We start from the raw sequence: 12011 nt of genomic DNA, 5'->3' as shown, positions 1-12011 counted from the left end.
GCGAGTTACAACTCCAGGTCTTCGATGCTGGAAATTCGAGGCTCCTTGCGGCCGTCTGATTCGATCAGATACAAGGGTTCCTTGCGGACGGCCGATGCCACGGTTTGCTTGATTTCCATCGCATCGTATAACGGTCCGGCTTCGATTCGCACCAAAGGCAGACCGGCTGCCTCGCAGATCGCTCTTAGCGGATCGGCAGGTGCAGCTTGCCGTTTCGCGGATAAAGAGTGTTCGTGGAGTTCTAAAGCGCAAGCGATGGCTAGATCGGTTTTGCTGCACAGGATGAAATCCACGCAACGATCGGTAATTTGCGCGAATCCGTTCTGTGCGCCATTCCGTGCCTCGTTCTTGCCGAGGGAAATGAGCTCAACCACGGGGATTTTGCCGAAAATCTCATAATCTTCGCCAACGGCTTGTTTTAGGGCGAAAAAGAAAATCCTCTCCTCGGGCGAAAACAGAAAATCCTGTTTACGGTAGGAGGATCTCCCTGCCTTTTCAGTAGATTTCGACAAGGTGCGGATGAGCAGAGGCAAGATAGCAAGAGCGGCGATCCCGACAAGAATCAACCAGTTCATTTATTTATCTCCAAAACGCCGGATTGCCTGAATAGCGGATCTCATCGAAAGAGCGCTATGTCCCAAGCCGCCCCAAAAAAAGAAAACGAGAAGGACAACTCGGCTTGAGTATTAATCAGGGGAGTAGTGTGGACGATCAGTATCTGATGTCCGGCCTATTATACCGGAAGCAGTTTATTGGTGTTGCGCGGCAGCGAAATGTCAATCCGGGTTGGTACGTGTTTAAGTCCCCGGATGTGGATGCCGGGTTAGGGGATTGGGCTTGCTCGATAGATCTGGATCCGGCCTGTTTTGCGGTAGAAATGAGCAGGCCGGAGTCCGGGAGAACTGAGTTATAGGGGCGGGGAAGTTGGCTACCCCGGAAAGAGAATTTTTACTCTTCGTCCACAACGAACATGTTATCGGTCCGCCCCGCGTATTTGTCGATGCTGCCGCCCTCGCCGAGCTTGATCATCAACCTGACTTCGTTCTTCGAATCTGCGGCGTGTAAAGCATCCTCGTACGTAATCTTTCCGGCCTTATACAGGTCGTATAAGGCTTGGTCGAAGGTTTGCATGCCTTGTTCGCGGGAATGCTTCATAAGCTCCTTCAGTTTATGTACCTCGCCCTTACGGATGAGATCGGAAGCCAGCGGAGTGTTGAGGAGAATTTCTACCGCCGGATAACGCCCCTTGCCGTCGGCTCGACGAATGAGCTGTTGTGCGACGATGCCCCGGAGATTCAGCGACAGGTCCATGAAGAGCTGTGGATGCATGTCCTCGGGGAAGAAATGGAGGATTCGGTCTAGCGCCTGGTTGGCGTTGTTGGCATGCAGCGTGCTGAGGCAGAGGTGGCCGGTCTCGGCGAACGTGATGGCATGCTGCATCGTTTCGCGGGTACGGATTTCCCCAATCAGAATTACGTCCGGCGCCTGTCGTAGGGTGTTTTTGAGCGCGATTTCATAGGATTCCGTGTCAATGCCGACTTCACGCTGAGTGACGATGCAGCCCGCATGCGGATGCACGTATTCCAGCGGGTCTTCGATCGTGATGATATGGCCGCTGGAATGTTCGTTTCGATGCTTGACCATGGCTGCCAGCGATGTGGATTTTCCCGTTCCGGTCGCGCCGACGAACAGGATCAAGCCGCGCTTGGTCATCGAAAGCTCATTGAGGATGGGAGGCAGGTTGAGATCTTCTACCGTCGGAATGTTCGTTTCGATGCGTCGCAGCACCATTCCGGCAGTGTCTCGCTGGATGAAGGCACTGACGCGGAAGCGCCCTAAGCCGGGCGATGAAATCGCAAAATTGCACTCTTTCGTATTCTCGAATTCGTCGCGCTGCCGTTGATTCATGACCCCGAGGACGATTTGCTGCGCCTGCTCCTTGCTTAACTTGGTGCTCGATATCGGTTGAATAGCACCATCGATCTTCATGCATGGTTCCTTATTGGTAGTGATGAAGAGATCGGACGCCTTTTTTTGTGTCATCAGCATGAGCAAGGATTCGAAATCCATGAGCCTGTTCTCCAATTTAGAATGCGGCTTTGTTCACAGCCTTGACCCGGGCAGTAGCGCGCGCCACGACTCCTTTTTCGACCAACTCCTGCAAATGCTGATCCAGCGTTTGCATGCCGTCCTTCCGTCCGGTCTGTATGGCCGAGTACATCTGAGCGACCTTGTCTTCGCGGATGAGGTTGCGAATCGCCGGCGTGCCCACCATGATCTCCCAGGCCGCCGTTCTCCCGCCTCCATTCTTTTTAAGTAGGGTTTGGGAGATAACCGCCTGGAGGGATTCGGACAGCATCGATCGGATAATGCCTTTTTCGGCGGCCGGAAAGACGTCGATAACACGGTCAATGGTTTTGGCAGCCGAGTTCGTGTGCAGGGTGCCAAAAACCAAGTGGCCGGTTTCGGCGGCGGTCAGTGCGAGACGAATGGTTTCCAGATCGCGCATTTCGCCGACGAGAATCACGTCGGGGTCTTCACGGAGGGCCGAGCGCAGGGCTTCGTTGAAACCTAGAGTATCCCGGTGAATCTCTCGTTGGTTGACCAATGATTTTTTGCTGGAGTGGACGAACTCGATGGGGTCTTCGATAGTCAGGATGTGAGAGTATTGATTCGAATTGATGTAGTCGATCATCGCGGCGAGGGTGGTTGATTTACCCGACCCGGTGGGACCGGTGACCACGATCAAGCCGCGAGGGTGCATGGTGACATCCTGGAAGAATTTGGGACAACCGAGTTCCTCCAGTGTCAGAACCTTGGATGGGATGGTTCGAAATACGGCCGCCGAGCCGCGGTCCTGGTTAAACGAGTTGACACGAAAACGCGCCACGCCGGGGAGTTCGAACGAGAAGTCGGTTTCCAGGAACTCTTCGTAATCGCGCCGCTGTTTGTCGTTCATGATGTCGTAAATCAGCGCGTGCACCTCTTTGTGGTCAAGCGCCGGCACATTGATGCGGCGTATGTCGCCGTCTACCCGGATCATCGGTGGAAGACCGGCGGACAAATGCAAATCGGATGCGTTGTTCTTGACGGAAAAGGCAAGCAGTTCGGCGATATCCATAAATTCTCTTCTCTCGTGACTCTTGTGTAAGCTGTGGTCGGTAGATACCCTTGCTTTCCGGTCAAGTATAGACAAACGTATCAGCGACATGAGGAATCAAATACAACAGCGCCTGGGCGCCGTCCGTCAGCGGATTCGATTGGCGGAGACGGCAGCCGGCCGATGCCAGGGCGCGGTCCGTCTGATTGCCGTAAGCAAGACTCAGCCGATGGAAGCGCTTGTCGCCGCTTATCGCTGCGGTCAGCGGGAGTTCGGGGAGAGTTATGTTCAAGAGGCTCTGGCTAAGCAAGAAAAGCTGGCTCATTACGATATCGGCTGGCATTTCATCGGACCTATTCAATCCAACAAGACGAAAGTGATCGCGGCCCGCTTTTCTTGGGTGCATAGCGTTGACCGATTCAAGATAGCGAAGCGCTTGAGCGATCAGCGTCCCGGAGAACTTCCACCGCTCAATATCTGTATTCAGGTCAATGTGAGCGGAGAAGCGACGAAATCGGGCGTCGCCTTGGAGGAACTCAAGGGATTGGTTGAAGCTGTCGCAGAATTGCCGAGGCTTCGCGTTCGAGGGCTTATGACCATCCCGGCCCCAACGGACGCAATCGAGTTCCAGCGCGCACCCTTTCGCAGCTTGCGAGAAGCCGCGGAATGCCTTGGCGATATCGAATTCGACACGTTGTCGATGGGGATGTCCGATGATCTCGAAGCGGCCGTAATGGAAGGTGCAACCATGGTGCGTATCGGTTCGGCGTTGTTCGGTCCTCGGCCACGCCAGAACCCGGAGGTCTTCGATATTGATGGTGCTTCAGACCGCTAGGAATCACTTTCGAAAGCCGCAAACGGTGGTCGGGACGTTTTCGGGGCTGCCTCTAAGTTAGAATACTTGCGTTGGTTGGGAGATGAGTTGAAATGAAAAAACAGGCTTTAGGATTTATTGGCGCTGGAAATATGGCGAGCAGCCTTATCGGTGGTCTCATTTCGGATGGTTATCCGGCTGAAAATATTTCCGTGTCGGACATCGACGCCTCAAAACTAAATGATTTGGCCAAACGCTTTGGCGTTCACACGTTTCAAGATAACAAGGCCGTGGTCGAACGGTCTCAAACGGTGTTGTTGGCCATTAAGCCGCAAATTCTTGAGAAGGTGGCTCGAGAGATCGCCGATGTCGTGCGGCAAGCCGAGCCCTTGGTGATCAGCATCGCCGCAGGCATTCCCGAGTCTGCTCTGGACCGTTGGCTGGGCGGCGGTGCGAGCATCGTGCGCTGCATGCCCAATACGCCGGCGCTGGTGAAAACAGGAGCTACCGCATTACATGCGAATGACAGAACGAGTCCCACCCAAAAAAGTGAAGCGGAAGCTATAGTCCGTGCTGTCGGAATCGCCGTGTGGGTAGAAAAAGAGGAACTCTTGGATGTGGTGACGGCGCTTTCCGGAAGCGGACCCGCTTATTTTTTCCTGCTCATGGAGGCGATGGAGAACGCGGCGGCCGAGATGGGACTGGACAAGGCTACGGCGCGACTCCTTACGCAACAAACGGCTCTCGGGGCGGCTCGCATTGCTATAGAATCCGAAGAAGGTCCGGCGGAACTGAGGCGGCGGGTCACTTCGCCCGGCGGCACAACCGAAAAAGCCATCGACGTATTCGAACGCGGAAGCCTTCGTAGTCTCGTGCTCGACGCGATGAAGGCGGCAGATGCGCGGGCGGCAGAATTATCCAAACAACTGGGAGGTTAACGATGTCTCCGGATTTTCTGGTGAATCCCGCTGTTTTTCTGATCGATACGGTCTTCAGCCTTTATATATTTGCGTTATTGCTACGGTTTTTGTTTCAGTGGGTCGACGCGGATTACTACAATCCGATCTCACAGTTTTTGATCAAGATCACGCACCCGCCGCTCCGCATGTTACGCCGTTTCATCCCGTCCGTCGGTCGAGTCGATACGGCTTCGCTCGTTCTGATGCTGGGACTGCAAATGCTGAGCGGTTATCTGATATTCGTGGTTCAAGGCGCTAGCATAACTTTCCCGGCATTAAGCCTATGGGCTATCGTCCAGGTGCTGGACCTGCTATTCAATGTGTATTTTTTCGCCATTATCATCCGCGCGGTCCTGAGTTGGGTTAGTGCCGGGGCCTATAACCCCGCAGTCTCCTTGCTCTACAGCATCACCGAGCCGCTGCTTCGTTTCAGTCGTCGGCTTTTGCCTCCGATGGGCGGTATCGATCTCTCGCCATTGATCCCCTTAATCGGAATACAGCTCGCAAAAATGCTCGTATTGCCGCCGCTGCAGCAACTCACAACCTTGCTGAACTGACTTGAGCGGGTGGTATGCCTGGGATGGCCAGGTGTTGGTGCTGGACATCCACGTACAGCCTCGGGCCGACAGGGACGAGATCGTGGGTTTACATGGCGACCGGCTTAAGATCCGTATCAAGGCGCCGCCTGTTGACGGCAAAGCAAACCGTCATCTCATCGAATTCCTCGCAGAAGCTTTCGGCGTCGCTAAGCGCGATGTCGTTTTACTGGCGGGTGAAACCGGCCGGGATAAGCGGTTCAAAATTTGTTCACCCAGATGCTGGCCACCGTTCTGGGCAGAACTCTCGAAAATGGAATGAATTCCGAATTGGTCTAAACTTCTTCCAGACTGCTCCCAGAGTTGTACTTTATTCCACTAGACGGTCGGATCGAGAGTCGGAGATGAGCATCATTCATTTAGAAGACAAGCTGCGAGGCTACGGCCAATGGCGTGAGCAACTGAGTCAGGCGGTTGAGCGATATCGTTCCTGGCTGGATCAGTATGAATTAAACAGCGATGCTGTAAATGAAACCGTTCTGAGCATGCTCGACAGCTTGCGCACGGACCGCATCGTGCTCGCGTTCGCGGCTGAATTTTCACGAGGCAAGACGGAACTCATTAACGCCTTGTTTTTTTCGGATACTGGCGTCCGGCTTTTGCCATCGTCCCCGGGAAGGACCACCATGTGTCCGACCGAGATCTTCTACGATCACGAGGGCGGCGCGTATATTCGGCTTTTGGCAATCGAAAGCCGCCTGAATCAGACATCGCTAAGCGAATACAAGCGATACCCCCAGAGCTGGATGCAGATCGAATTGGATTGTTCCTCGCCGGTGCAGATGCAGGAGGCATTTCAAGAATTGGCCGCGACGAAGCGCGTGCCGCTGGAAGAAGCAAAAAAACTCGGACTGTACAGCGAAGATTTGCATCCTGGCCAAATCGTGGCGCCCGAGACTGTGGAAATTCCGTGCTGGCGCCATGCGTTGATCAGCTTTCCGCATTATCTCTTGAAAGAAGGGCTTACTATTCTCGACACCCCCGGTCTTAACGCGCTCGGCGCCGAGCCGGAACTGACCTTACACATGCTGCCAAGCGCGCAAGCGGTGATCTTTGTGCTTGCTGCGGATACCGGAGTTACCAAAAGCGATCTCGATATGTGGTGCAACCATGTTCGCGGCTCCCGTCACGGACAGCAAAACAGCGGCCTAGCCGTGGTAATGAACAAGATCGATTCCATGTGGGGGGACTTGCACGGAGATGATGTCATCGAAAAGTCGATTCGCTCGCAAATCGATTCGGTCGCTAGAACTTTGGAAGTCGATGAGCGTTCGATTTTTCCGCTTACCGCCAAGCAAGCCTTACTTGCCAAAGTGAAGGGCGACCAAGATCTCTTAGAAAAAAGCCGGCTCCAGGTTTTCGAGAGTTTCTTGGCCGAGAAGGTCGTGAAGGAGAGACAGAGTCTTCTTATGACATCGGTCGCCGAGAGAATCGGCCATTTGGTGAACGAATCGACCGGCGTGCTTCAGGCCCATATGATCGATGCCGAGCGGCAGATAAACGATCTTCGTAATGTGGATGTCAACAATCAGGGCAAGATCAAGCAGTTGATGGTGGAGACTCGGGACCAGCAAAGCGCTTATTTGGCCAGCGTAAACCAATTTCAGGCGAGCCGCCGGGTGTTTGCGGTGCAGGCCAAAGTGCTGGTCGATTCCCTGGCGCCGGAAAGCATCGAGGAAATCGTCAAGCGTACCCGTCGCGAAATGGCCGGAAGTATGACGACGATTGGGATGAAGTCGGTTATGGCCGGAGTGCTTGAAGAATTGCGTGGAGTGCTTGTTAAAGCAATATCGGTTTGTGAGGAAACGCGGAAGCTGGTTAAGGGAGTGTACGGAAAGTTCCAGGAGGAACACGGCTTTGCTGATCTCAAGGCTCCGCCGCTTTCACTCAAAAAATATCAAGCCGAGCTAGAGCAGGTGTTCAAGGACGGGGAAGCCTTTAGAGACAGCGCTTCATCAACCTTGATGGAACAGAGCACGGTTGTGGTGAAGCTTTACACGACCATCATTGCGCGCGCCCGAGATCTTTTTCTGCACGCACATAAGGACGTGGTGGGTTGGTCCGGTATGGCGCTTACGCCACTTATTCATCAAATCCGGGATCACAAGCGCATGATCGAAAGTCGACTGGAGGTATTGCGCAAGATCAATGAATCCAGTCAGTCATTGGATCAGGAGATCGCGGCGCTGGCTCAGACGCTCAACCCTCTGCGTCAACAATACGATGAGCTCATGGCCATACGGAAGGCGATGCAGCTGGATGAGGTTCAACCTGAGGACGATGCGGCAGAGGCGGAAGCTTACCGGCCTTCGCAGGCGATGGCCGGTTGATGTTCGGCGCTTATTTCCGGATGAAAATCAAATCCCATACGCCGTGTCCAAGCTTTTGTCCGCGGCATTCGAACTTGGTCAAAGCCCTGTGCGCCGGGCGAGGTGAAAACTTGGTCTCGCCTGCGGTGTTTTCGAGCTGATCGCAGCGTTCAAGCACATCCAGCATCTGTTGAGCATAATCCTCCCAATCCGTGGCAGCGTGAAAAAATCCGCCGCTCTTCAACTTCCGCGTTATAAGGCTGATAAATTCCGGATTGACCAATCGACGCTTATGATGGCGTTTTTTGGGCCACGGGTCCGGGAAAAATAAGTTCACTCCCGAAAGGCTTCCGTCGGCTATCTGATTTGTCAGCACTTCGACAGCGTCGGCGCAAAAAATCCGAATGTTGCTTAGCTCGCGCGCTTGAAGACGCAATAACAGTTGGCCTACGCCAGGTCGGTGGACCTCAATGCCCAAAAAGTTGGTCTGTGGCTGATTGCCGGCTAACTGCGCCAGAGTTTCACCGTTACCGAAGCCAATCTCGACGACCAAAGGCGCGCTCCGACCGAAAATAGCCTCATAATCGGGAAAGGTATCGGCGGCGTCTAAACCATAGATCGGCCAAAGAGAGTCCATGGCTTTCCTCTGCGCCACGGTGAACCGGCCTTGACGGAGAGTAAAGCTACGGATGGAACGGTAGCGTGAGCTGTTGTTTTCGAGCGAAATGTTTGTACTGGATTTAGTGGACGAATTTAGGCTGTCGTTCATGGGCAGGATGACTGATTTCGAATTTATTTCAAGCGCAGAATGGCGGCTATTTTAGCGGAATCGGGGCCGGCTAGGGATTGGTTCCGCGCATATCAACGCCGCAATGAAGGGCGTGAATTGGAAAAGACTTAAAAGCCGGGGCCGGCTTCGATCATCGGGATGATAACTGAATCAAAGAGAGGATGGGCGGACTGCTTAGAATTGTTTTGGCGCATTTGGGCTCAAATGCACTCGCTGGAATCCCTGAGAATTTAGACGGATTAACGGTTGCTAGCTTAGCAGGGACGGCTTTCTTGCAATCCTGTTTACGTTATCCACACTTGCCGAATCAAAAACCACGATGGATTTTCTGATCTTAATCGATCTTTATCGGTCGACATTTGTGCGGAATCTTCAAGATCGCTTCCAATCCATGTTGATCGATCTGAATTTCGCGACGACAGCCCAAGATGCCGAGGGCTTTGATTCGGCGTTACGCGACCATCTTTCCGATGTTTGCTCCGACATCTGCCTTGACCGGAAAGCTCTTTCGGAAAGTTTTGCGCGCGAGTTGTTAGGTTCTTTTGTGCGCTTTTTGGAGCAAACCGGTGTCAGCGAACCGGATGCTAACGGTGATGCCGATGAGTGCGCAGCATGGCAGACGGATAAAACAGCCGGTTATGAGCGGACTTTCTCAGTCGACGAAAATCTGGCCCGTGCGGTTCGCGAGGTCGAGTTTCAGCACCGCCAAAGCATCCGTTGTGTCAATGAAGTTTACAGCACGCTTGTTGGCAGAGCGCCCGAGGCGTTACCCGACACTCCCTGGCGTCCCGCCGCAGTGTTGGGTGCATTCTCCGCGGTTCTGGATCAAATCGAGGTTCCAATCCACCAGAAAGTGCGCTTGGTTTTGCGCGGAAAGTTTATCAGAGATGTTCTACGGCACCTTGATGAAGCATGTCTCGCGTTTCGGAATGGTTTGAATGACCGCTTGGTTCTAGGCGACACTCGCGGCGAGTTGTCCGCCGGCGCAACGGGCCTAACGCCGCAGTTTCTCGGCGAAATAGCGCCTGGGCGAAAGAGGGTTACGGATGCGAGCGATTATGGTTCTGGGGAGATAGGTCCCAAGAAGGGTGCTGAGATCGAGGACAAGCCGGAAAAAGCCACCGAACCGGACGCCTTTCACAGGAACAGACCGAGAAGGCGATGGCAAGGCCGATATGCTCATGTACTCGCTTTCTCGCTGCTAACGATGCTACTTGCGGCTGTGGCTTGGCAGTTAGGCACACGGCTTGCCGAGCATCGGCATGGAAGCGTCGCGCAAAACGAAAACCATCAGCGGAATGAAGCGCCAAGCTTGGGAAAAGAGCTTACGCCTCCAGAGAGCGCATCGCCTGGAGTTGCTGTGGAGGAATCCGTGCCGCCGCCAAATTTTTCTGACCAGCGCGCGAAACGCGAAGTCATACGTGCGGTTGAACTGATTGACTATAACTGGACTTTGGAGCCCGTCGAAAAGGCGATGCTGTTTAACTTTTCGATCAGGAATGCCAGCGAACGTCGAATCAGCGGAGTCGAGGTGATTTGTCTTCAGTATTCCGAAAATCTGGAGCTTTTGGAGACATTGAAGACGGTGTTGCCGGGAACGATCGAACCGAATACCAGTAAGGATTTTACGAATATCCCGGCGGGATTTGCGAACGAATCGGTCGATCGGGTCAGCTGTATCATCCCAGACTTAAACCTTGAATAAGTGCTTATCTCCGAAAGCCGATTGAAAGCAGCCTCAGTCGTATTCACACGCAGTCTACCAAACCGCTCATCTCGGGGCGATAAAGCGGTCTGGGATGGACGCTTGAAATGTAGCAATGGTTGATCGCCACGCCGCTTTGCACATCTAGCGCTAATTCCAACGCTCTGTCATGAAGGACGGCTGCGGATAACGTGCGGCTGTCGATGAGAAGCCCTCAGTGAGCGCTAGGGGAGGCATGCTGCCATTGGGGCGGAGGTGTTTGAATTCCCCCGCCGAGGGCGGCCGGATCCGCTGCCGCCGCTCGCAAGCATCCGGCGCCTGCTCGCATTTTTCCCAATGAGCGGACAAGAAAGCTTTTTGTTTAAGGCGTCGTATTGCTTTCTGGCGGCGAGGACGGGGAGGCGGGCATCGTTTCCGTTTGTTTCGGTTCAGGCGGATTCGAATCTGGGACCGGAGTCGGGGCGGTTAACTCCTTCGGCGGCATACTTGGTTGTTGATCGGATTGCTCGCATCCTATCAGCAACAAGGGTAGAGCCAAGAAAATGGGGTGCGCTTTGCTAAGTAACTGCTGTGCTTTCATAAGTGTCTCCCAAACTTATTGAGGGTGGAGAATTTAGGCCGCTCGGCTTGGCCTGATACGATAATCAGCAAACCCTATGCCAGGTCCGACGAGGACGGCACAATCGATATGGATAAGAAATCCATAAACGCTAGATGGGGGTGCGAGGCCTGAATTACCGCGGCGTTGATCGAAAAGAGCTGCCGCTGATCACCGGAGATTTTGTCAAGGCGGCGATGATGGACGTAGGCGCCTTGTTCGTGGAAATGATGCCACTGCACGACGTCCGCAGCTGGGGCCGGTTTCACCGCGAACCGCCAACAGGCGATCGAGGGGGGCGGCCAAGGGAACTCCATAGGCGACGGGTGAAACCGGTCGCCCCCATGCCGATTGCGTTGCCATGCTTTTGGGATCTCCCGGTCCCCAACGGCAGCGGAGAATTGGCAACGGGTATTCCCTCTGCGCGGCGCAGGGCAGATTTTCTGCGTTCGACCGGTCCCAACCGGACCGAGAGGCGGACGTGGCTCCGCAGTGTTCGACGCCCGGTACGGGAGGCTTTATGGGGCGGGTGACCCTCGTTCCCGACGGCTTTTTTACAACCTCTCGGCCTTTCGAAGGCTCTTCGACGCGCCCCGTCATCGTCCCCCCGCCAGGGACTCGCGTTGAATTTCCTATCCATCCACAACCGCTCTGTGACTGTGCTCGTTTGGCGACAGTTTCCGTGAAGAATCTTCGAACCTCGCCATGTTCTTTCCGATAATCATCAAGTTATTGCATTGGCTCAGGTCTTGCTTAGAGCTGTCGCTGTGGTTCCGACCATACTTCCACTAACCATTAAGGAGTGTATCCATGGCTACAAAATCCACATTGAGCCTTCTGGCCGCTGTTGCCTCGCTATCCTTCGGTACGGCCTACGCCGTCGGCGACCAGGGCGATCCGGCTGCGCCCGACGCCACCACTCCCCCGTCCGCCGAACAGTCAACTCAGAGATCGCTGACCAAGAAAGACGCCCTGGCCAACGGTGTCACGGAGGCGATATTTAACCCAGATTATCCATTAGCCCGGAGGAACCTGGGAGGCCCCTGACGAATCGGCGGTTTGGGGCGGCCGGGGAAGCCGTGGTCTAATGGACACCATTAGAAATCCTATTCTCGATTCAACAGGTTAAGGTGTACAAAT

11 protein-coding genes are annotated in these 12011 nt (G+C 54.2%); 7 read left to right on the top strand and 4 right to left on the bottom strand.

The window, feature by feature from the left end:
- Window positions 1-5: 5 nt before the first annotated feature.
- From VEB01_RS03105 to VEB01_RS03095, 3 genes are all read right to left on the bottom strand, one after another.
- Complete coding sequence (locus VEB01_RS03105) at window positions 6-575, bottom strand: DUF2726 domain-containing protein (protein ID WP_324872702.1); 570 nt, start codon at window positions 573-575, stop codon at window positions 6-8.
- Window positions 576-948: 373 nt separating this feature from the next.
- Window positions 949-2070, bottom strand: a complete 1122-nt coding sequence (locus VEB01_RS03100) for a PilT/PilU family type 4a pilus ATPase (RefSeq protein ID WP_324872700.1) — start codon at window positions 2068-2070, stop codon at window positions 949-951.
- 16 nt (window positions 2071-2086) lie between these two features.
- The gene (locus VEB01_RS03095; protein WP_324872698.1) at window positions 2087-3121 is read right to left on the bottom strand and encodes a type IV pilus twitching motility protein PilT; all 1035 of its coding nucleotides are present in this window, start codon (window positions 3119-3121) and stop codon (window positions 2087-2089) included.
- Window positions 3122-3209: 88 nt separating this feature from the next.
- On the opposite strand from VEB01_RS03095, the gene VEB01_RS03090 reads away from it, so the two are divergent.
- From VEB01_RS03090 to VEB01_RS03070, 5 genes are all read left to right on the top strand, one after another.
- Window positions 3210-3935 (top strand): YggS family pyridoxal phosphate-dependent enzyme, encoded by a 726-nt coding sequence (locus VEB01_RS03090; RefSeq protein WP_324872697.1) that lies wholly within the window; start codon window positions 3210-3212, stop codon window positions 3933-3935.
- 92 nt (window positions 3936-4027) lie between these two features.
- Window positions 4028-4852, top strand: coding sequence for a pyrroline-5-carboxylate reductase (gene proC, locus VEB01_RS03085; RefSeq protein ID WP_324872696.1), 825 nt, complete (start codon window positions 4028-4030; stop codon window positions 4850-4852).
- A 2-nt stretch (window positions 4853-4854) separates the two neighbouring features.
- Window positions 4855-5430 carry a YggT family protein gene (locus VEB01_RS03080; protein WP_324872695.1) on the top strand — a complete coding sequence of 192 codons (576 nt, stop codon included), beginning with the start codon at window positions 4855-4857 and terminating at the stop codon, window positions 5428-5430.
- A gap of 31 nt (window positions 5431-5461) precedes the next feature.
- Window positions 5462-5731, top strand: coding sequence for a DUF167 family protein (locus VEB01_RS03075; RefSeq protein ID WP_324872693.1), 270 nt, complete (start codon window positions 5462-5464; stop codon window positions 5729-5731).
- Between the two features lie 82 nt (window positions 5732-5813).
- Window positions 5814-7799, top strand: coding sequence for a dynamin family protein (locus VEB01_RS03070; RefSeq protein WP_324872691.1), 1986 nt, complete (start codon window positions 5814-5816; stop codon window positions 7797-7799).
- 10 nt (window positions 7800-7809) lie between these two features.
- On the opposite strand, the gene trmB is transcribed toward VEB01_RS03070, so the two are convergent.
- Entirely contained in the window at window positions 7810-8415 is a 606-nt protein-coding gene (gene trmB / locus VEB01_RS03065; RefSeq protein ID WP_324872690.1) for a tRNA (guanosine(46)-N7)-methyltransferase TrmB, read from the bottom strand.
- A gap of 472 nt (window positions 8416-8887) precedes the next feature.
- On the opposite strand from trmB, the gene VEB01_RS03060 reads away from it, so the two are divergent.
- Complete coding sequence (locus VEB01_RS03060; RefSeq protein ID WP_324872689.1) at window positions 8888-10273, top strand: hypothetical protein; 1386 nt, start codon at window positions 8888-8890, stop codon at window positions 10271-10273.
- 1408 nt (window positions 10274-11681) lie between these two features.
- The gene (locus tag VEB01_RS03055; RefSeq protein WP_324872687.1) at window positions 11682-11918 is read left to right on the top strand and encodes a hypothetical protein; all 237 of its coding nucleotides are present in this window, start codon (window positions 11682-11684) and stop codon (window positions 11916-11918) included.
- The last annotated feature ends 93 nt before the right edge of the window (window positions 11919-12011 follow it).

The organism is Methylocaldum sp. (assembly GCF_035627495.1).
In the GTDB taxonomy this organism is placed as follows: Bacteria; Pseudomonadota; Gammaproteobacteria; order Methylococcales; family Methylococcaceae; genus Methylocaldum.
This window is presented reverse-complemented; position numbering and strand designations above follow the sequence as displayed.